This is a genomic window from Mesorhizobium sp. B2-4-1 (genome assembly GCF_006442185.1).
Lineage (GTDB): Bacteria > Pseudomonadota > Alphaproteobacteria > Rhizobiales > Rhizobiaceae > Mesorhizobium.
Window position 1 is genome coordinate 28,859 of sequence record NZ_VFVN01000019.1, and the last position, 19,500, is coordinate 48,358.

Below are 19,500 nucleotides of genomic sequence, written 5' to 3' on the forward strand. Positions count from 1 at the left end.
TAATGATGACGTTTCAAAATATGGGCGAGGCGTCAGACGGCATCCATGCCGGTTTCGCCGGTGCGGATGCGCACAACTTCCTCGATGTTCGAGACGAAGATCTTGCCGTCGCCGATGCGCCCAGTCTGGGCCGCCTTGCGGATGGCTTCGATGGCGCCTTCGACCGCATCGTCGCCGAGCACGACCTCGATCTTCACCTTGGGCAGGAAGTCGACGACATATTCGGCGCCGCGATAAAGCTCGGTGTGGCCCTTCTGGCGTCCAAAACCCTTGGCCTCGGTCACGGTGATGCCTTGCAGTCCGGCCTCCTGAAGCGCTTCCTTCACTTCGTCCAGCTTGAATGGCTTGATGATCGCTTCGATCTTTTTCATGTAAAAAGTGGCCTCCACTGCCAAAAAAACGGGTTGTGAGCCCCCGCTTGCGCCTCCATCAAGCACGAATTGTGCCAATTGGCGGGATTTCAAGCGGTGTCATTCGATTCCAGAACCATGCCGCACGAAGATGCAAATTCGCATCGTTCACTGCATCCAGCGCGCGACGGATGGCTGCAAACCTACGCGGCGTCGGTGTTTATGTCTGCCCGATATTTAGGCGTATTGTTTATTTGGTAGGCATTGCTCAGCTTGGCTGGGACCGCGCCAACTCCTCTGCGTTTGCGTCGAGCCGAAAACTGGACAATGCTTGATCGAATGCGGATCGGCAATCCATGAGCAACGAACTTCTTTCTCCCGAGGAGATGAGCGAGGCGGATCGGTTGACGATTGCCGCCGGCGCAATCGACGGCATCGGCCTGATGCGCCGTGCAGGCGAAGCCGTCGCGGCCGAAATTTTCAGGCGCTATCCGGCGGCGAAGCGGGTCCATGTGCTTTGCGGTCCCGGCAACAATGGCGGCGATGGCTATGTCGTGGCCCGCTGCCTGGCAACCGCTGGTGTCGACACGGTGGTCTGGGCGTCGGGCACGCCGAAGCCGGGCAGCGATGCCGCGCTCGCCGCCGGTGAATGCCCGGTCAAACCTCGGCCGCTGGCGAATTTCGCGGCCGAAGCCGGCGCTGTCGTCGTCGACGCTCTTTACGGAGCAGGGCTGTCCAAACCGCTGTCCGGTGAAGCGGCGAGAACGGTTGGCATTGTGGCAAGCCTGGCCTTGCCGGTCGTCGCGGTCGATCTGCCATCAGGCGTTTCCGGAGGCAGCGGCCAAGTGCTCGGCCAGGCTTTTCGCGCTGGGGTCACCGTCACCTTCGCACGCAAAAAGCCTGGCCATCTTCTGCTCCCCGGGCGCAAGCTGTGCGGGGAGGTCGTGCTGGCCGATATCGGCATCACCGACGGTGTCATTGCGCGGATTCGACCCCAGGCGTTCGAGAACACGCCGGCGCTTTGGCTCGACGTTTTTCCGATTCCGGGTGTCGATACGCACAAGTACAAGCGCGGCCATGTCGGCGTCTTTTCCGGTGGCCCGAATGCCACCGGCGCGGCGCGGCTTGCGGCGCTTGCCGCGGCCCGTATCGGGGCAGGAGCGGTGACGGTCCTATCCCCGGCGAACGCCATGCAGGTGAATGCCGCGTATCTGACCTCGATCATGCTGCGCAAAGCAAATGACAGCGCCGACATCGACGCCTTCATCGGCGAACGCCGGCCCTCCGCTTTTGTGCTGGGCCCTGGCTTCGGTGTCGGTGAAAGAACGCGGAATTTTGCTCTCACGCTGCTTGCCGCTGGCCAGCAGCGGAACGTTTCCGCCTCGGTCGATGGTCTGGTGTTCGACGCCGACGCGATCACCTCGTTTCGCGAGAAGCCGGATGCCCTGTTCGAAGCCTCGCGCCAGCCGGGCGCGCCGTCGCTGGTGATGACGCCGCATGAAGGCGAGTTCGCCAGGCTGTTTGCTGACATCGCGGGTGGCGCCGTTTCGTCCAAGTTGGGCAGGGCTCGTATGGCCGCCACCCGTGCCAATGCCGTGATCGTCTATAAGGGCGCCGACACCGTAATCGCTGCTCCCGATGGCAGGGCTGCGATAAACTCCAATGGTGCGCCGTGGTTGGCAACCGCCGGCTCGGGCGATGTGTTATCGGGCCTCGTGGCCGGCTTCCTGGCGCAAGGCATGCCGGCCTTCGAGGCGGCGTGCGCGGCGGTGTGGATCCATGCCGAGGCCGGCAGCCGGTTCGGGCCGGGGCTGATCGCCGAGGACTTGCCGCTGGCGCTGGTGCCGGCGTTGCACGAACTGGTGGCGGCTCGCGGCGCGCGCTGACCGGCTCGACATTCAGCTCACAGCGGAATGTTGTCGTGCTTTTTCCAGGGGTTCTGCATGTCCTTGTTGCGCAGCATCCGCAGCGCGCGGGCAATGCGGCGGCGGGTCGAATGCGGCATGATCACCTCGTCGACATAGCCGCGCTCGGCGGCGACGAAGGGTGACAGGAAGCGGTCTTCGTAAGTCTTTGTATGGGCAGCGATCTTTTCGGCGTCTCCGATGTCCTTGCGATAGATGATCTCGACCGCGCCCCTGGCGCCCATCACGGCGATCTGCGCCGTCGGCCAGGCATAGTTCATATCGCCACGCAGGTGTTTCGAAGCCATCACGTCATAGGCGCCGCCATAGGCCTTCCTGGTGATGACGGTGATCTTCGGCACGGTCGCCTCGGCATAGGCGAAGAGCAGTTTGGCGCCGTGCTTGATCAGCCCGCCATATTCCTGCGCCGTGCCCGGCAGGAAGCCCGGAACGTCGACGAAGGTGACGATCGGAATCGAAAAACAGTCGCAGAAGCGCACGAAGCGCGCCGCCTTGCGGCTGGCGTCGGAATCGAGCACGCCGGCCAGCACCATGGGCTGGTTGGCGACGAAGCCGACCGTGCGGCCTTCAATACGTCCGAAGCCGGTGACGATGTTCTTGGCGAAACTTTGCTGGATCTCGAAGAAATCACCCTCGTCGGCGACTTTCAGGATCAGCTCCTTGATATCGTAAGGCTTGTTCGCGTTGTCGGGGATCAGCCGGTCGAGCGACAGATCGTGATCGGTGACCGACTGGTAGCATTCGATCTCGGGAATCTCCGATGTGTTCGAGGCCGGCAGCAAATCGACCAGCCGGCGCATCTGCAGCAGTGCTTCGACGTCGTTGTCATAGGCGCCGTCGGCGATCGAGGATTTCGTCGTGTGAACGGAAGCGCCGCCGAGGCTCTCGGCGGTCACCGTCTCGTTGGTGACGGTCTTCACCACGTCCGGTCCAGTAACGAACATGTAGGAGGTGTCGCGCACCATGAAGATGAAGTCGGTCATGGCCGGCGAATAGACGTCGCCGCCAGCGCAAGGCCCCATGATCACGGAAATCTGCGGAATGACGCCCGACGCCAGCACATTGCGCTGAAAGATCTCGGCGTAGCCGCCGAGTGCAGCCACGCCTTCCTGGATGCGGGCACCGCCGGCATCGTAGAGGCCGATGATCGGCGCGCGGTTGCGCAGCGCCATCTCCTGCACCTTGATGACCTTTTCGGCATGCGCTTCCGACAGCGAGCCGCCGAACACGGTAAAATCCTTGGCGAAAAGGTAGACGGGACGGCCGTTGACGGTGCCCCAGCCGGTGACAACGCCATCGCCGGCGATCTTGGTCTTTTCCATGCCGAAGTCGGTCGAACGGTGCTCGACATACATGTCGAACTCCTCGAACGAACCCTCGTCGAGAAACACCTCGATGCGTTCGCGGGCGGTGAGCTTGCCCTTCTTGTGCTGCGCGTCGATGCGAGCCTGACCGCCGCCCATGCGGGCGATCTCGCGACGACGCTCGAGTTCCTTCAGCACGTCCTTCATTCTCGATCTCCTGCGCGGGCTGCTTTGTGGTAATGATGCCCGCAGGTGAGCGCAAGCGTCGCTTTTTCGAGGCGTTTTGTTGCGCTGCAACATGATGCCCTTGCATTTCAGAGCGAACTCAGCCATATGCACGGCATAGGCGCTTGGGCCGGACCGATCCGGCCTTCTCCTCGAATGAGACTGGTTGCGTCTGTTTTCCCTCTTTCCTGCTGATCGACCCCGATTGGTTAGCAAGGTGGCGAAAAAGCCCCGTGGCATGATGCCTGCGGGCACGACAGCGCAGCCGCGCGGACGAACACGTCCGCCGCCTTGTCGTTCCATGACAATTGATTCGACGGCAGGTTGCGCCCTGCCGCCATTGATGTTTGCGGCCAGAGGCCGCGTGAAAGAAGAATATTTTGACCAACGAAAACACTTTGCCCGGCAACGACACTGGAGAACTCTCCGGTTTCGCAGCACTGGGAATCACGGGTGCGCTGCTCAAGGCCACCCATGCCGCCGGCTTCACCGATCCGAAGCCGATCCAGGCTCAGGCGATCCCGCCGCAGATGGAAGGCCGTGACATTTTCGGCATCGCCCAGACCGGCTCCGGCAAAACTGCGGCCTTCGCGCTGCCGATCCTGTCGAAGATCATTGCGCTCGGCACCAAGCGCCGGCCGAAGACGGCACGCGCGCTGATCCTGGCGCCGACTCGTGAGCTCGCCGTGCAGATCGAGGACACCATCAAGATCCTCGCCAAGGGCGCGCATGTCTCGACCGCGCTCGTGCTGGGCGGCGTCTCGCGCTTCAGCCAGGTGAAGAAGGTTGCGCCTGGTGTCGACATCCTGATCGCCACGCCTGGCCGGTTGACCGATCTGGTGCGCGAAGGCGACCTCATGCTTGCCGACACCAAATGGCTGGTGCTCGACGAGGGCGACCGCATGCTCGACATGGGCTTCATCAATGACGTCAAGCGCATCGCCAAGGCGACCGCGCCGGACCGTCAGACGGTGCTGTTCTCCGCGACTATGCCCAATGAAATCGCCGAACTGGCGAAAGGCCTGCTGAAGAACCCAATCCGTGTCGAAGTCGCGCCGCAAAGCACGGCGGCGGCCGAGATCGCGCAGAGCGTCGTCCTTGCCCGCACCAAGCAGAAGCGCCAAGTGCTGTCGACGATGCTCGCCGACGAGGCGATGAAGTCCGTCATCATCTTTTCGCGTACCAAGCACGGCGCCGACCGGGTAACCAAGGACCTCGAGCGCGACGGCTTCAAGGCCGCTGTCATCCACGGCAACAAGTCGCAGAATGCGCGGCAGAAGGCACTGAACGATTTCCGCGAGGGTTCGGTGCGCATTCTGGTGGCCACCGACATCGCCGCGCGCGGCATCGACGTGCCCGGCATCAGTCATGTCGTGAATTTCGACCTGCCTGATGAGGCGGAGAGCTATGTCCACCGCATCGGCCGCACCGGCCGCAACGGCCGGGACGGCATTGCGATTACGCTCTGCGATCCGTCCGAGAACAGCAAGCTGCGCCAGGTCGAACGCATCATCCGCGCCAAGCTGCCTGTTGTCGCCGACCATCTCGGCAGCCCCGATCCGCAGCGCAACCCGGCTGAGAAGAACGAGCGCTTCGAGCCTGCCAATGACCGCAACGAGCGCAATGGCCGTCGCGACGGCAGGCGGCCGGGCGGCCAGAACAACGGCTCGGGCAAGAAGCGCTTCGGTGACAAGCCGGCCTTCGCTGGCGACCGCAAACCGGAAGGCGCCAAGCCCTTCAAGGGCAACAATAAACGCCGCTTCGGCGGCAAACGGCCCGCGGCGCGGGCCGCGTAGGCAGGCCGCTTCGTATTGGCCGGGCATTTGCGTGCCCGGCTGGTCACCAGTGAGATAAAGGGCGACCGCGGTGAGGCTGCGGTCGCCCTTTCCGTATGGAAGCTCGGGCTACTTCGCGACCGCCTCGATCCAGACGGCAATTCTTTGTGCAAGGAAGGTCGTGGTCGATGGCGACAGGGCGTCGCCGGCGATGACGTGGTTGTCGGGATCGCCGGTATCGTCGACCGGAACCAGCTCGTGCGGCGCGCCCCAACGCCCGGCGATTTCACGCGTGCGGTCAGGCCGCACCACGCTGTCCGAATCCGAAAAGATGAAGAGGGCAGGGACCACCGCTTTCTCCACCGGCGCGCCATAGGCAAGTTCCGTCAGCGCCTGCATCGGCAGCGTCGCGGCAAGGGGATATCTGGTGGTCCAGAATTTCTCGTGCAGCGCGTTGCGCGGCATGAAGCTGCGCTCCTTGCCGGCGACGAGTTCGGCTATTTGTTTGCCCCATCGCATGGTCAGGATCCCGGCGCCCGACGCCTTGACGCCGAAATTCGGCGAGATGAACGCGATCGCCGCCACGCCGTCCGAAGCGCCCGGCTGTGTTGCCGCCCAGGCCGCCAGCGAGCCGCCGGTCGAGGTAGAGATGACGATCACCTTGTCGCCGATGGCCCGGCCGATCGCGAGCGCCTCCTCATAGTCGTTGATCCAGGCATTGAGGCTGCCTTGCGTCATGGCCGCGCCATCCTGCCCGTGGCCGGTGAGGCGGGTGAAGAACAGATTGGCGTCGAGTTGGTCGGCAACCTCGTCGGGCAGCGGGCGGAGCTCGCCCTTCGACGCCGAAAAGCCGTGGATATAGACGATGGACAGCCGTGTCCTGGCATGCACCATCGGATTGGCCCAGATGATCTCTTTCTCCAGCCCGTCACGGATGCCGGATATCGCCGCTTCCGTCCTGGCCACGTAGGCCTGCGGATCGTCGCCGATTGCGGATGGATCGAAGCGGATCGTGGTGTCGACGGGAACCCGCGGGCCGAGCACGAAGGCCAGTGCGAGGATGGCGACTAACCCCAGCACAGCAAGCACGATTCGTCGCCCCATCGCAGACTCCAAACGCAACAACAACAAACCTACGGCGGTGGCGGGGAACAGGCAACGACCGGCCGGCGATGAAGCCGCCGATCCGCTGGCTTCTATTCGCTCGGCGGCTTGCGGTCGTAATTCAGCGGCCGTGCCTTCCAGCTCGTCATGAGGCTGATCACGCCTCGGTACACCGGTCTCGGCAACAGGCTGAGCAGCTTCAGGGGCCAGCTCGTCCGGCGCGGGAATGTGACCTCGAAGCCGCCGGATTTGATACCCCGCACCATGCGCCGCGTCGCTCGGCTGACCGGCATCAGCCCCGGCATGGGCAGCATGTTCTTCTCGGTCAGCGGTGTGTCTATGAAGCCCGGATTCATGACCTGGACGCGCACGTTCATCTTGTCGAAATCATATTTCAGCGATTCGGCCAGGATGTTGATCGCCGCTTTGGTGCCGCCATAGGCGGCGGTCGTCGGCCAGCCGAAATAAGCGGTGACCGAGCCGACCAGCACGATATGGCCGCGCGCCCGCACGCGCATGCGTTCGACGACCGGCACCAGCCCGTTGATGATGCCGAAATAGTTGACCTCGAAAGACCGGCGAAAATCGCTGACGACGAGAGCCTCGCCAGGCGTGGAAATGTAGTTGCCCGCGTTTAAGACGGCGAGCACGATGGGGCCAAGCTCGTTCTCGATTGCAGCGACGGTTCTTGCCATGCGCGGCTCGTCGGTCACGTCGCAGGGAAAAGCCTTGACCTTGCCTGGCATCTGCGCGGTCTCGACAATCAGCGTGTCGATGGGATCGCCATCGGGTGCCGTTACGGCCACCGCATAGCCCTGGGACGCAAGGTCCCTGGCCAGCGAACGGCCGATGCCGCTGCTGCCTCCCGTGACCCAGGCGACGCCATGCTTCGGGTCGGCCCGATAGAGTGTCATGCTGCGCCCCCGTCGAATTGTTCTTGGCTTTTGCTCTAACCGCGAAGAAATCGAATGAAAAGAGCGGTTTTCGATGCCGGTCCCAAATGAACCGCGCGGATACGCCCGGCACCAGGGAGAGGCCGGCGCAAATGCAGTGCAGAAAATGCCACTGGACCAGGCAAATTCTTGCCTTGAAACCGAAGCTTCGGGTTTCTAGGGTTTCGCCGCAGCTACACAAGGACTCCCGAATGCCCCGCTCCGTGATCGACGCTATCGGCAACACGCCATTGATCCGCCTCAACAGGGCTTCGGAAGAAACCGGCTGCGAGATCCTGGGCAAGGCCGAATTCATGAATCCCGGACAGTCGGTCAAGGACCGCGCCGGCCTGTTCATCATCCGCGATGCCGAAGAGCGTGGGCTGCTCAGGCCGGGCGGCGTCATTGTCGAGGGCACGGCCGGCAATACGGGCATCGGGCTGACGCTGGTCGCCAAGGCGCTCGGCTACCGCACCGTCATCGTCATTCCCGAAACGCAGAGCCAGGAGAAGAAGGACACGATCAAGCTGCTCGGCGCCGAGCTGATCGAGGTTCCGGCCGTGCCGTACAAGAACCCCAACAATTACGTGAAATTGTCGGGGCGGCTGGCTGAGCAAATGGCGCGTTCGGAGCCGAACGGCGCTATCTGGGCCAACCAGTTCGACAATGTCGCCAACCGCGACGGGCACATCCGCACCACGGCGCAGGAGATCTGGAGCCAGACCGGCGGCAAGGTCGACGGCTTCGTCTCGGCGGTCGGCTCGGGCGGAACGCTGGCCGGCGTCGCTTTCGGACTGAAGGCGAAAAGCAAGGACGTAAAGATCGCTCTCGCCGATCCGCTGGGCGCTGCGCTCTACAGTTTCTATACCAGCGGTGAGCTGAAATCCGAGGGCAGTTCGATCACCGAAGGCATCGGGCAGGGACGCATCACCGCCAACCTCGATGGGTTCACGCCCGACTTCTCGTTCCAAATTCGTGATGAGGATGCGTTGCCGATCGTCTTCGACCTGGTCCAGGAGGAAGGCCTTTGCGTCGGCGGTTCGACCGGCATCAACATAGCGGGCGCGATCCGGCTGGCGCGTGAACTCGGCCCCGGCCATACCATCGTGACCATTCTTTGCGACTACGGCACACGCTACCAATCGAAACTGTTCAATCCCGAATTCCTGCGCGAAAAGAAGCTGCCGGTGCCCGGCTGGATGGAAGAGAAATCAGATATTTCCGTGCCGTTTGAAAAGGTCGTGTGATGGCGCACAAGACCGAAGCGCTGTTTCGCGACGACGCCTATCTCAGGACGGCCGATGCCGTGGTGGTCGCCGTCAACGAGCGCGGCGGCATCGTTCTGGACCGCACCATCTTCTATGCCACCTCGGGCGGGCAGCCGGGCGATAGCGGCTATCTCCAGCGCGCCGATGGCAGCCGCATCGTCCTGGCCGCTACCATCACCGGGGAAACAAAGGACGAGATCATCCACGTGCCGGCGCCGGAACAAGCCGCGCCTGCGGTCGGCGAGCGCCTGAAGCTCGCAATCGACTGGGAGCGACGTCATCTCTTGATGCGCATGCATGCCGCTTGCCATTTGCTCACCGTCGTCTGCCCGTTTCCGATCACCGGCGCGGCGGTTTCGGAAGACGACAGCCGTGTCGATTTCGACATTCCCGACGCCAGCTTCAGCAAGGAAGACGTGACGGCTGGCCTGATGGGCCTGGTGCGGGCCGATCATCCGATCTTTACCAGGCTGATCAGCGACGAGGAACTGGCCGCCAATCCGGGTCTGGTGAAGTCCAAGAATGTCCGTCCGCCGCTAGGTACCGGCAAAATCCGGCTGGTCTGCATCGGCGAGAATGCTTCGGTGGACAGTCAGCCCTGTGGTGGCACCCATGTCAAAAGCACCGGCGAGATCGGCGAAATCCATATCGGCAAGATTGAGAAGAAGGGGCGTGAAAACCGGCGCTTCCGCATCCGGTTTGGACCGATGCCCCAAACATGATCTCGAAAGCTACGATGTTTTCGGACAAGATCATGCGGCAAGGCAAGACAACGTCTGGTCAATGGCGGCAGGAGAACCACAATGGCTGAAGACAGTCCTTTCACCGTCGACGCTGACTGGTTGCAGGAGCGTTTGGGCCAGCCTGGCCTGACGATTGTCGATGCATCCTGGTATCTTCCGGCGCAAAACCGCGACGCGCGCGCCGAGTATGACGCTGGGCACATTCCGGGCGCCCGCTTCCTGGATCAGGACGCGGTCTCCGATCCGGACGCCGCGCTGCCGCATACGCTGCCGTCGCCGCAGCATTTCGCGCAGTATGTCGGCGCGATGGGCGTTTCGGCAGATGACACGATCATCGTCTATGACGGCCCGGGCTTTTTCTCGGCACCTCGGGCATGGTGGATGTTCCGGGTGATGGGCGTCTTCCAGACGTATATCCTTGACGGTGGTTTCGATGGCTGGAAAGCGGCCGGCCGGCCGGTGACGGCCGAACCGACCAAAATCGCGCCCAGCGTGTTCCACGCCGATTTCGACGCCGGCCGGGTCGCCAGCCTTGCCGATATGCGCCGCATCGTCGGAACCCGGGAAAGCCAGATTGCCGATGCGCGCGGGGCAGGGCGCTTCACCGGCGCGGAGCCGGAGCCGCGCGCGGGCGTCCGTTCCGGCCATATGCCGGGCGCGCGCAACTTGCCTTATTCGGCGCTGTCGGAAAACGGCGTGCTTCTGCCGAAGGAGCGGTTACGCAAGGTGGTCGAGGACGCCGGCCTCGATCTGTCGAAGCCTATCGTCACTTCCTGCGGCTCCGGCGTTACGGCGGCGGTGATCACGCTTGCGTTGGAAACGCTTGGCCATACCGACAACAGGCTTTACGACGGCTCATGGACCGAATGGGGCGGTCTCTCCGACACACCAGTCGTGACAGGCAAGGAATGACGATGGAAAACGGCGAGCTGAAGGACATCGAAGTCACGGTGACGTTCCTCGAGATGCATGCGCCACCGGCCGTGTCGCCGCCCATGCCCTACAACCGCCAGGTCGCACTCCTGAAAACTAAAGACATTCCGCTGCATTTCTACCGGTACCTGATGGATCGGGTGGGGCGTAAATGGCACTGGGTCAATGTGCTGAGGCTGGATGACGACGAGCTTTCGGCCGGCATCCACCGCGAGGATCGCGACATCAGGGTGCTCTATCTCGATGGCGCACCCGCCGGTTTTTTCGACCTCAAGCCGCATCTGCCGGAAGAAGTCGAGCTCGCCTATTTCGGCATGATGGAACACGCCACCGGGCAAGGCATCGGCCGCTGGTTCCTGGGATCGGCGATCGCCGCGGCTTGGTCGTATGGACCGAAGCGGGTGACGGTGCAGACCTGCACGCTCGACCATCCTGCTGCCTTGCCGCTCTACCAGAAGCTCGGCTTCGCGCCGGTGGCGCAGAAGAAGGAGACCGTTCACCCTCTGCCCTTCGCCGAGCGCTCGGCCAGCGTCATGCGGCCATAGCGACGCCCTCACAAAAGCTGAACCTCTCGTTCATCCGCGCTTCAGCCTGTCTCTGCCATCTTGCCCGCACATAATACGGGCCGAAGGAGAAAAGACATGCTGACCCGCCGTACCCTTGCCGCCGCGCTGATCGCGGCAATCGCAATGCCCGGTCTCGCCGCCGCGCAGGCGACAACGCCTTCGGCCGCAACCATCGAACGAAAGCTCGAGGCGGCACCCCGCGTGAAGCTGCGCCCGAACGAGCGCGTCACCATCCGTGAGTTCAAGCGCCGGCCGGACCTGCGCCGCATGGCCCGGTCGATCGATATCCAGTCGATCAATTTCGCTTTCGGCTCGGCCGCGATCTCCAGCTCGCAATACGACAAGATCGACACTATCGCCGATGCGTTGCAGCGTATCCTGCGCCGCAACCCCGGGGCGCGCGTCCTCATCGAGGGCCATACCGACGCCGTCGGCTCCTTCCAATCGAACCGGATCCTGTCGGAACAGCGCGCCGCCTCGCTGAAGCGCACGCTGGTGCGCGAGTTCGGCGTGCCGGCCTATGCTTTGGAGACGGTCGGTTATGGCGAGGAATTCCTGCTGGTGCAGACGCAGAACGAAAACTGGCGGAACCGGCGGGTCACCCTCCGTCGCTTTGACGACTTCATTCGCTGAGGGAGTTCCGACAATCCGGTGAAGTTCGCCTTGCCTTGGTCGGCTGGAACAAGCCGACCAAGGGCCAATGATTGTCAGGAATCGGGTGGGAGGCGGGGGCTGATGCGCATAATTTCCGATCAACGACATCGGAGATTTTCGCCATGACCATCCAGTTCAAAGCCTTGCCGACACAAGATATACGAGCGCTTCAGCGCGGCGGGCCCGATGCCTATGGAAACACGCCCGAGCGTAAGGTCTCCGACGGCGACGGCATGCCATGCCGGCATTGCCTGAAGAACATCGCCGACGGAGACGACTATCTCATCCTGGCCTACCGGCCATTCCCCAAACTTCAGCCCTATGCCGAGACCGGACCGATCTTCCTTCACGCGCAGGAATGCGAGCGCGCCGCGGAATCTCAGGCACTTCCCGAAATTCTCGAAGGCCCGGACTATATAGTGCGCGGCTACGGCAGGGATGACCGCATCGTCTATGGCAGCGGTGGCGTCATTGCGACCGATGCGATCGCCGCGCGCGCCGAGGCTCTCTTGGAACGCGACGAGATTGCCTACGTGCATGTCCGCTCGGCGCGCAACAATTGCTTCCAGTGCCGGATCGAACGTGTCTGACGGGCGCATGTGGCGGTGCGATAGCGGAGCGCTGTCGTACTCCTGTCATACCATTGCGGTACACGGGTAGCCGTCGATCGATTTGTCGACCGCGGATGAACCGGCGGCAAATCTCGACATCGAGGAAGCGGGGCCTTGGCTCCGCTTTTTGTTTGCCTGAACCTTCCACAGAAATTTTCTGCGCAAAGAAGCATATGGGCTTCGACTATTTGCCTGGAGGGCTCAGTTAAACTTGCAATTGGCGCCGAGACGCAGGTTGCAGCGCATGTTTCAGGCCCGAGCCTGGTGCAGGCCTGACAGCCGCCAATCTGGAAAGAAAAAACCCGCCGGGAATGACCGGCGGGCTGACGGGAGGCAGGTATCCTCTCAGGAGAATCAGGCCGCGAGAACCGCCTTCGGCTCGACCAGTTCGTAGCCGAGCGCTTCGGCGACCGCACGGTTGGTGATCTTGCCTCTGTGGACGTTGAGTCCATTACGCAGATGATGGTCGTCGACCAGCGCCTTCAGGCCCTTGTCGGCGAGCTGAAGGCCATAGTGCAGCGTCGCGTTGTTGAGTGCATGTGCTGAGGTGACCGGCACGGCGCCCGGCATGTTGGCGACGCAATAGTGGATGACGCCGTCGACCTCGTAGGTCGGCTCGGCATGTGTGGTCGCGTGCGAGGTCTCGAAGCAGCCGCCCTGGTCGATGGCAACGTCGACCAGCACCGACCCCTTCTTCATGCCCGAAAGCATTTCGCGCGAGACCAGCTTCGGCGCCGCAGCACCCGGGATCAGCACGGCGCCGACAACGATGTCGGCGGAAAAGCACTCTTCTTCCAGAGCCTCCACGGTCGAGTAGCGGGTATGGACGCGGCCGGCAAAGAGGTCATCGAGCTGGCGCAGGCGCGGGATCGAGCGGTCGATGATGGTGACGTCGGCGCCCAGGCCAGCCGCCATCCTGGCTGCGTGCAGGCCGACGACGCCGCCGCCGAGCACGGTGACCTTGCCGGGCAGCACGCCGGGCACGCCGCCGAGCAGCACGCCGCGGCCGCCATTGGCCTTCTGCAGCGCCGTGGCGCCGGCCTGGATCGACAGGCGGCCGGCGACTTCCGACATCGGCGCCAGCAACGGCAGGCCGCCCCGGTCGTCGGTCACCGTTTCATAGGCGATGGCGGTAACGCCCGAAGCGAGCAGGCCCTTGGTCTGTTCCGGATCCGGAGCGAGGTGAAGATAGGTGTAGAGGATCTGGCCATCGCGCAGTTGGGCCCATTCGTTAGGCTGCGGCTCCTTGACCTTGACGATCATATCCGACTTGGCGAACACATCGGCCGCCGTCTTGGCGATGGTGGCGCCGGCGGCGCGATAGGCGTTGTCGTCGGCGCCAATGCCAGCCCCGGCGCCGGTCTCGACCAGCACCTCATGTCCGTGGGCGACATATTCGCGGACCGAGCCGGGCGTAAGTCCGACGCGATATTCATGGTTCTTGATTTCCCGGGGGCAGCCGACGCGCATTTTCTTTTCTCCTGACACGGCCCTTCGGGGCTCGTTCCCTGTATTGACGCAGTCAACCACGAATCGTTGCGTAAGTGTTTGCGAATGCACTTGCAGGAGGGCTCGCTATTCGATAATTGTTGCGTAAAATGCATAAAAATTCGCAGGAATCACGAAGAATGCCGCTCGACAGGATTGATATCGCCATTCTGGAGACACTGCAGAAGGATGGCCGGATGCCGAACGCCGCCCTTGCCGAAAGGGTCGGCCTGTCGCAGTCGGCCTGTTCGCGCCGGCTCGACAATCTGGAGAAATCCGGAACCATCCGCGGCTATCATGCCCGGCTTTCCAATGCAGCACTTGGTCACCAGATGACGGCGATCGTGCACATATCGCTGTCGGGCCAGTTCGAGAAGACGCTGTCGGATTTCGAGGCTGCGATCAAGCGCTGCCCGAACGTGCTGTCCTGCCACCTGATGTCGGGCGAGTACGACTACATCCTCAGGATCGCGGCCAAGGACCTTGCCGACTACGAACGCATCCACAAGGAGTGGCTGTCGGCGATGCCGCATGTGACGAAGATCAATTCGTCTTTTGCCCTGCGCGAAATCGTCGACCGGACGGCGATGGGCCTGAAGCCCGAAATGGCCTGAGCATTCTCAGCCTTCCACGCCTTCAGCCGTCTACGCCTTGGCAGCCTCCGTCACGATCCGGTCCATCGGGATATCGTGCGGCTGCGGGTAGATGGTGGCGATTCGCTGCAATTCGTAGCCGACGCCGATGACCAGCGGCTTGAACGGCATCGCCGCCAGCGTTCGGTCGTAGAACCCGCCGCCATAGCCCAGGCGATAATTGCCGGAATCGATGCCGACGATCGGCGAGATGACGATGTCGGGCAAGACCGGTTCGCCCTCGGCCGGAATCGGAATGTTCCACACGCCCTTCTCCAGCCGGTCGCCCGGAACATAGGCCCGGAAGATCAGCGGCTGTGCCTTTTCGATGACGACGGGCAGCGCGGTGCGCCCGCCTCGTTCATTGATGGCGGCCATCCATGGCCGCAGGTCCGGCTCGCCGCGAAACGGCCAATAGAGGCTGACCATGCGGCCGGCGATATCGCCGATCGCCGCGTCGAGGGCTCCGGCGATGCTCTGCGACATCGCCGTTCGCGCATCGGCGGAAACCGCGAGACGCGCCGCGATCAGGCGTTCCCGTTCGGCCTTGCGCCATCGTCTGACGTCGGTCCAATCGGATATCGGCGCGTGAAACGCGGGATCGAGTTCGTGCATGAAGCATGGCGGCGAGGAATATTGCGCCGGACCCTGGTCGTCGTGATCGTTGGCCATGCTTCACCTCATCGCTGTTTTCCATAACGCTATACCCGGCGGGGGGATGCGACATGTGCATTCACGACATGGAACGACGAGTCTCGGGCACGGCCTTCGTGTTGTTGCATTGCACAAAAGCTCCTACATCAAAGGCATGCGATATTGCTGGTCAGGGTGAATGCGATGGATCAAGCCAATCACCATGTCGTCGTCGTAGGGGCGGGGTTCGGCGGCCTCGAATTCACCCGCGCTCTCGCCGGTGCGCCCGTGCGCATCACCATGATCGACAAACGCAATCACCATCTTTTCCAGCCGCTGCTCTACCAGGTCGCAACGACGGCGCTGGCGACCTCGGAGGTCGCCTGGCCGATCCGCCACCTGCTGCGCAAGCGCAAGGACGTGACGACGCTGCTCGCCAATGTCACCGGCATCGACCGAGCCGGAAAACGCGTGCTGCTCGATGACGGCAGCACCGTCGCCTACGACACGCTGGTGCTCGCCACCGGCGCCCGACATGCCTATTTCGGCCACGACGAATGGGAGCCGTTCGCGCCAGGGTTGAAGACGCTGGAGGACGCCACCACCATCCGACGGCGCATTCTGCTCGCCTTCGAGCAGGCCGAACGGGAAACCGATCCTGCCAGGCGCCAGGCGCTGCTGACGATCGCGATCGTCGGCGGCGGTCCGACCGGTGTCGAACTTGCCGGCACCATTGCCGAACTGGCGCACGACACACTGCGCGGCGAATTCCGCAACATCGACACGCGCGAGACGCGTGTGGTGCTGATCGAGGCTGGCGACCGCATATTGGCCAATTTCGCACCGAAACTGTCCGATTATGCCGGAAAGGCGTTGAAGCGGCTCGGCGTGACGATCGAACTCGGCCGGGCGGTCACGCGCTGCGACGCCGAGGGCGTCGTCTTCGGCGACACGCATCTGCCGGCGAGGACCATATTGTGGGCGGCGGGCGTTGCCGCTTCGCCGGCAGCCGAATGGCTGGGCGCCGCCGCCGACCGGGCGGGAAGGGTGCTGGTTGAACCCGATCTCACCGTGCCGGGCAGCCCCGAGATTTTCGTCATCGGCGACGCCGCTCTCGTGCTGCGGCCCGATGGACGGCCCGTTCCCGGCGTGGCGCCTTCCGCCAAGCAGGAGGGCCGCCATGTTGCCGCGACCATCAAGGCCAGGCTTGCCGGCGATACGAGCGTACGGCCGTTCCACTACAAGCATGCCGGAGACCTGGCCACGATCGGCAAGCGCGCCGCGGCGATCGATTTCGGCTGGATCAGGCTGACCGGCTGGCCGGCCTGGTGGCTGTGGGGACTGGCGCACATCTATTTCCTGATCGGCTTCCGCAACCGGCTCGCGGTGTCGCTGAACTGGCTATGGATCTACGTCACGGGCCAACGCAGCGCCCGCCTGATCACGCAGGGCGACGACGACAAGGGCTGATCTTCCGCGCTTGCGCCCGTTCATCCGCGCGTCATCTGTTGCTGATCGACTGACAGCTCCGATGCGCGCAACTTCTTGAATGGACTCGAATAGGTTTCAGCGCGAAGTTCGCTTCGGGCCAGGGTCTTTCGTGTCGTCGAAAAGGAGAAAACATGTCGCCGCTCCATTCCGTCTCCCGCCGCGGTCTCCTCGCGGGCGCCGCCGCCACAGGCGCGCTGATTGCGCTTCACCCTTTCTCCGCCCGCGCCCAGGCCAACCAGGCGCATCTCCGGATCATGGAGACCACCGACATCCATGTGAATGTGCTGCCCTATGACTATTACGCCGACAAAGCGAATGACACGATGGGACTGTCGCGCACGGCCTCCCTGATCGACGCGGTGCGCAAGCAAGCCGTCAATTCGATGCTGATCGACAATGGCGACCTGCTGCAGGGCAATCCGATGGGCGACTACATCGCCTATGAGAAGGGCATGAAGGACGGTGACCTGCATCCGATCATGAAAGGCATGAACCTGCTCGGCTACGAGTGCTCGACGTTGGGCAACCACGAATTCAACTACGGCCTGTCCTTCATGGACAAGGTTCTGGCCGGCGCCAATTTCCCCTTCGTCTGCGCCAACCTGATCCGCGGCACCGAGCTTGCCGCGAACCCGCGCGACGACAAGCTCTACCTCAAGCCCTACGTCATCCTCGACAAGAAGATCAGCGACGGTTCAGGCACCGAGCAACCGATCAGGATTGGCATCATCGGCTTCGTGCCGCCGCAGATCATGGTCTGGGATCTCAAGAACCTCGAAGGTAATGTCAGAACGCGCGACATTGTCGAGGCCGCCAAGGCCTGGGTGCCGCAGATGAAGGAAGAGGGCGCCGACATTATCATCGCGCTCTCGCATTCTGGCATCGACGTCAAGCAGGGCGATATGATGGAGAACGCATCGTTCTTTGTCGCCGGCGTCGAAGGCATCGACGCGGTGTTCACGGGTCACCAGCATCTGGTGTTCCCTGGCAAGAAGGATTTTCAGGCGCTCGAAGGCGTCGATGCGCAAAAGGGTACGCTGCAGGGCAAGCCGGCCGTCATGGGCGGCTTCTGGGGCTCGCATATGGGCCTGATCGACCTGATGCTGGAGCGCGACGGCTCGAAATGGAAGATCGTGTCCGCCACCTCGGAAGCGCGGCCGATCTTCGAACGTGTCGACAACAAGAACAAGCCGACTGTCGCGGACGACAACCGCATCATCGCCGCGCTCGAGCAGGACCACCAGGCAACGCTCGCCTATGTGCGTCGTCCCGTCGGCAAGACCGCAGCGCCGCTCTATTCCTATTTCGCGCTGGTCGCCGACGATCCGTCGGTTCAGGTCGTCAGCCAGGCGCAGACCTGGTACCTTCAGGACATCCTGAAAAACACACAATGGAAGGACGTGCCGCTGCTGTCGGCGGCAGCCCCCTTCAAGGCCGGCGGGCGCAACGGCGCCGACTACTACACCGATGTGCCGGCAGGCGACATCGCCATCAAGAACGTCGCCGACCTCTACCTTTATCCCAACACCGTGCGGGCCGTTGAGATCACCGGAGCGCAGGTCAAGGAATGGCTGGAAATGTCGGCCGGCATCTTCAACCGGATCGAACCTGGCAAGGCCGACCAGGCGCTCATCAACACCGACTTTCCGTCCTACAATTTCGATGTTATCGACGGCGTCACCTACAGAATAGATCTGTCGCAGCCGCCGAAATACGATGCCAAGGGCGGGCTGGCGAATGCTAGTGCCAATCGCATCGTCGGCCTGATGTTCGACGGCAAACCGATTGATCCCAATCAGAAATTTGTCGTTGGAACGAACAACTACCGGGCCGGCGGCGGCGGCAATTTTCCTGACATCGACGCTTCCAAAATTATCTACGAAGCGCCAGACACCAACCGCGACGTCATCGTCCGCTACATCGTCAAGCAGGGCACCATCAACCCGTCGGCGGACGGCAACTGGTCGTTCGCGCCGCTGCCCGGAACCAGCGTCGTGTTCGAGACAGGGCCCAAGGCGAAGGACCTCATCGCCGAAGTGAAGTCATTGAAGATCGAGCCGGCGGGCGCCGGCGAGGCAGGATTTGCGAAATACCGCATCCTTCTCTGACCGCCATTCGCAATTGGGACGCGGGCCATTTCTGGATCATGTCCGGCCAGTCGCCGGCGACGAGATCGAAGGCGCGCCGGCATAGATTTGGCAGTTCCAGGTGCCGAGAGCTCACATACCGGACGAGGGTCGACACGGATCCCATCTTTGCCTGGCGGAAACGTCTATGAGCACAGCCGGGCTTATGCGATAGATTAGCCATGCGTTATGTCATCGTCATCGCCGCCGTTGCGTTTTTCCTGATCTGGGACGGTCTCTACAACCAGGGCCGGTACCTCGATATGACGGTGAGGAATGTCTCTCACGTGGTGCGTTACGTCACCAGCAAGGTCTAGGCCCGTTCAGGTCTCATGCATCCCGGGCGCGTCGCAAGGACGCGCGGCACCCTGAACGGTTGACCTGACGGTTTCGTCGTCACAAAAGACCCCGGATTTTTGATCGAGGAGGCGGGGTTGATCCGGCATATCGTTTTCTTCAGCGCGCGGCGTGGCGAGGATGTGGAGGCAGTGCGCTCTGGGCTGCTGGCGCTCGGCGGCATTCCCCATTCCAGCCTGTTCGAGGTGACGCTGAACACCAAGGTCGATCCGCTGTCGGATGAGATCGACGTGGTCGTCTATGCCGAATTCACGGATGCCGCCGCATTGGCCGCCTACAAGGCGCATCCGCTCTATGCGCAGACCACCAGCAGGGTCAAGCCATTGCGCGAACTGCGTTATTCCGCCGATGTGGTGGCCGGAAGCTGATTCGGGCGCCCTTGA

19 protein-coding genes are annotated in these 19,500 nt (G+C 62.7%); 13 read left to right on the plus strand and 6 right to left on the minus strand.

Annotated elements, in window-relative coordinates; genetic code table 11:
• Nucleotides 1-32: 32 nt before the first annotated feature.
• Complete coding sequence (locus FJ949_RS29160; RefSeq protein ID WP_006205430.1) at nt 33-371, minus strand: P-II family nitrogen regulator; 339 nt, start codon at nt 369-371, stop codon at nt 33-35.
• A gap of 335 nt (nt 372-706) precedes the next feature.
• On the opposite strand from FJ949_RS29160, the gene FJ949_RS29165 reads away from it, so the two are divergent.
• Nucleotides 707-2,236 carry an NAD(P)H-hydrate dehydratase gene (locus tag FJ949_RS29165; protein ID WP_140501304.1) on the plus strand — a complete coding sequence of 510 codons (1,530 nt, stop codon included), beginning with the start codon at nt 707-709 and terminating at the stop codon, nt 2,234-2,236.
• A gap of 17 nt (nt 2,237-2,253) precedes the next feature.
• Here the strand turns inward: FJ949_RS29165 and FJ949_RS29170 are convergent, their stop codons facing one another.
• A complete protein-coding gene (locus FJ949_RS29170; protein ID WP_140501306.1) occupies nt 2,254-3,786 on the minus strand; it encodes an acyl-CoA carboxylase subunit beta in 1,533 nt (510 codons plus the stop codon).
• A gap of 398 nt (nt 3,787-4,184) precedes the next feature.
• On the opposite strand from FJ949_RS29170, the gene FJ949_RS29175 reads away from it, so the two are divergent.
• The gene (locus tag FJ949_RS29175; protein WP_140501308.1) at nt 4,185-5,600 is read left to right on the plus strand and encodes a DEAD/DEAH box helicase; all 1,416 of its coding nucleotides are present in this window, start codon (nt 4,185-4,187) and stop codon (nt 5,598-5,600) included.
• A gap of 108 nt (nt 5,601-5,708) precedes the next feature.
• Here FJ949_RS29175 and FJ949_RS29180 read toward each other — a convergent pair whose 3' ends face one another.
• Together FJ949_RS29180 and FJ949_RS29185 are read right to left on the minus strand one after the other, a co-directional pair.
• Nucleotides 5,709-6,683: an alpha/beta fold hydrolase gene (locus FJ949_RS29180; protein WP_140501310.1), complete on the minus strand. Its 975-nt coding sequence runs from the start codon at nt 6,681-6,683 to the stop codon at nt 5,709-5,711.
• A gap of 92 nt (nt 6,684-6,775) precedes the next feature.
• A complete protein-coding gene (locus FJ949_RS29185; RefSeq protein WP_140501312.1) occupies nt 6,776-7,597 on the minus strand; it encodes an SDR family oxidoreductase in 822 nt (273 codons plus the stop codon).
• Between the two features lie 230 nt (nt 7,598-7,827).
• On the opposite strand from FJ949_RS29185, the gene FJ949_RS29190 reads away from it, so the two are divergent.
• From FJ949_RS29190 to FJ949_RS29215, 6 genes are all read left to right on the plus strand, one after another.
• A complete protein-coding gene (locus tag FJ949_RS29190) occupies nt 7,828-8,862 on the plus strand; it encodes a cysteine synthase A (RefSeq protein WP_140501314.1) in 1,035 nt (344 codons plus the stop codon).
• Nucleotides 8,862-9,605 (plus strand): alanyl-tRNA editing protein, encoded by a 744-nt coding sequence (locus FJ949_RS29195; protein ID WP_140501316.1) that lies wholly within the window; start codon nt 8,862-8,864, stop codon nt 9,603-9,605. The genes FJ949_RS29190 and FJ949_RS29195 overlap by 1 nt, the downstream gene beginning before the upstream one ends.
• A gap of 81 nt (nt 9,606-9,686) precedes the next feature.
• Nucleotides 9,687-10,538 carry a 3-mercaptopyruvate sulfurtransferase gene (sseA, locus tag FJ949_RS29200; protein ID WP_140501318.1) on the plus strand — a complete coding sequence of 284 codons (852 nt, stop codon included), beginning with the start codon at nt 9,687-9,689 and terminating at the stop codon, nt 10,536-10,538.
• Nucleotides 10,539-10,540: 2 nt separating this feature from the next.
• Nucleotides 10,541-11,104, plus strand: a complete 564-nt coding sequence (locus tag FJ949_RS29205; RefSeq protein WP_140501320.1) for a GNAT family N-acetyltransferase — start codon at nt 10,541-10,543, stop codon at nt 11,102-11,104.
• A gap of 96 nt (nt 11,105-11,200) precedes the next feature.
• Entirely contained in the window at nt 11,201-11,758 is a 558-nt protein-coding gene (locus FJ949_RS29210; RefSeq protein WP_140501321.1) for an OmpA family protein, read from the plus strand.
• A 143-nt stretch (nt 11,759-11,901) separates the two neighbouring features.
• Entirely contained in the window at nt 11,902-12,369 is a 468-nt protein-coding gene (locus tag FJ949_RS29215) for a DUF1203 domain-containing protein (RefSeq protein WP_140501323.1), read from the plus strand.
• A 375-nt stretch (nt 12,370-12,744) separates the two neighbouring features.
• On the opposite strand, the gene ald is transcribed toward FJ949_RS29215, so the two are convergent.
• Entirely contained in the window at nt 12,745-13,860 is a 1,116-nt protein-coding gene (ald, locus tag FJ949_RS29220; RefSeq protein ID WP_140501325.1) for an alanine dehydrogenase, read from the minus strand.
• Nucleotides 13,861-14,018: 158 nt separating this feature from the next.
• On the opposite strand from ald, the gene FJ949_RS29225 reads away from it, so the two are divergent.
• Entirely contained in the window at nt 14,019-14,492 is a 474-nt protein-coding gene (locus FJ949_RS29225; protein WP_140501327.1) for an Lrp/AsnC family transcriptional regulator, read from the plus strand.
• 30 nt (nt 14,493-14,522) lie between these two features.
• Here the strand turns inward: FJ949_RS29225 and FJ949_RS29230 are convergent, their stop codons facing one another.
• Nucleotides 14,523-15,182, minus strand: coding sequence for a 5-formyltetrahydrofolate cyclo-ligase (locus FJ949_RS29230; protein ID WP_140501329.1), 660 nt, complete (start codon nt 15,180-15,182; stop codon nt 14,523-14,525).
• A gap of 165 nt (nt 15,183-15,347) precedes the next feature.
• Here FJ949_RS29230 and FJ949_RS29235 point away from each other — a divergent pair, with 165 nt between their 5' ends.
• The 4 genes from FJ949_RS29235 to FJ949_RS29245 all read left to right on the plus strand — a co-directional run bounded on the left by FJ949_RS29235 (nt 15,348) and on the right by FJ949_RS29245 (nt 19,485).
• A complete protein-coding gene (locus tag FJ949_RS29235) occupies nt 15,348-16,613 on the plus strand; it encodes an NAD(P)/FAD-dependent oxidoreductase (RefSeq protein ID WP_140501331.1) in 1,266 nt (421 codons plus the stop codon).
• A 152-nt stretch (nt 16,614-16,765) separates the two neighbouring features.
• Nucleotides 16,766-18,742 carry a bifunctional 2',3'-cyclic-nucleotide 2'-phosphodiesterase/3'-nucleotidase gene (locus FJ949_RS29240; protein ID WP_140501333.1) on the plus strand — a complete coding sequence of 659 codons (1,977 nt, stop codon included), beginning with the start codon at nt 16,766-16,768 and terminating at the stop codon, nt 18,740-18,742.
• 200 nt (nt 18,743-18,942) lie between these two features.
• Nucleotides 18,943-19,077 carry a hypothetical protein gene (locus FJ949_RS31045; protein WP_263496466.1) on the plus strand — a complete coding sequence of 45 codons (135 nt, stop codon included), beginning with the start codon at nt 18,943-18,945 and terminating at the stop codon, nt 19,075-19,077.
• 117 nt (nt 19,078-19,194) lie between these two features.
• On the plus strand, nt 19,195-19,485 hold the full coding sequence (locus tag FJ949_RS29245) for a Dabb family protein (RefSeq protein ID WP_140501335.1): 291 nt from the start codon (nt 19,195-19,197) through the stop codon (nt 19,483-19,485).
• The last annotated feature ends 15 nt before the right edge of the window (nt 19,486-19,500 follow it).

Excerpts from the sequence above, each read along its gene's own strand:
- FJ949_RS29160 (WP_006205430.1), bottom strand. The coding sequence starts at position 371 with ATGAAAAAGATCGAAGCGATCATCAAGCCATTCAAGCTGGACGAAGTG.
- FJ949_RS29165 (WP_140501304.1), top strand. The coding sequence starts at position 707 with ATGAGCAACGAACTTCTTTCTCCCGAGGAGATGAGCGAGGCGGATCGG.
- FJ949_RS29170 (WP_140501306.1), bottom strand. The coding sequence starts at position 3,786 with ATGAAGGACGTGCTGAAGGAACTCGAGCGTCGTCGCGAGATCGCCCGC.
- FJ949_RS29180 (WP_140501310.1), bottom strand. The coding sequence starts at position 6,683 with ATGGGGCGACGAATCGTGCTTGCTGTGCTGGGGTTAGTCGCCATCCTC.
- FJ949_RS29185 (WP_140501312.1), bottom strand. The coding sequence starts at position 7,597 with ATGACACTCTATCGGGCCGACCCGAAGCATGGCGTCGCCTGGGTCACG.
- FJ949_RS29190 (WP_140501314.1), top strand. The coding sequence starts at position 7,828 with ATGCCCCGCTCCGTGATCGACGCTATCGGCAACACGCCATTGATCCGC.
- FJ949_RS29195 (WP_140501316.1), top strand. The coding sequence starts at position 8,862 with ATGGCGCACAAGACCGAAGCGCTGTTTCGCGACGACGCCTATCTCAGG.
- sseA (WP_140501318.1), top strand. The coding sequence starts at position 9,687 with ATGGCTGAAGACAGTCCTTTCACCGTCGACGCTGACTGGTTGCAGGAG.
- FJ949_RS29205 (WP_140501320.1), top strand. The coding sequence starts at position 10,541 with ATGGAAAACGGCGAGCTGAAGGACATCGAAGTCACGGTGACGTTCCTC.
- FJ949_RS29210 (WP_140501321.1), top strand. The coding sequence starts at position 11,201 with ATGCTGACCCGCCGTACCCTTGCCGCCGCGCTGATCGCGGCAATCGCA.
- FJ949_RS29215 (WP_140501323.1), top strand. The coding sequence starts at position 11,902 with ATGACCATCCAGTTCAAAGCCTTGCCGACACAAGATATACGAGCGCTT.
- ald (WP_140501325.1), bottom strand. The coding sequence starts at position 13,860 with ATGCGCGTCGGCTGCCCCCGGGAAATCAAGAACCATGAATATCGCGTC.
- FJ949_RS29225 (WP_140501327.1), top strand. The coding sequence starts at position 14,019 with ATGCCGCTCGACAGGATTGATATCGCCATTCTGGAGACACTGCAGAAG.
- FJ949_RS29230 (WP_140501329.1), bottom strand. The coding sequence starts at position 15,182 with ATGGCCAACGATCACGACGACCAGGGTCCGGCGCAATATTCCTCGCCG.
- FJ949_RS29235 (WP_140501331.1), top strand. The coding sequence starts at position 15,348 with ATGGATCAAGCCAATCACCATGTCGTCGTCGTAGGGGCGGGGTTCGGC.
- FJ949_RS29240 (WP_140501333.1), top strand. The coding sequence starts at position 16,766 with ATGTCGCCGCTCCATTCCGTCTCCCGCCGCGGTCTCCTCGCGGGCGCC.
- FJ949_RS31045 (WP_263496466.1), top strand. The coding sequence starts at position 18,943 with ATGCGTTATGTCATCGTCATCGCCGCCGTTGCGTTTTTCCTGATCTGG.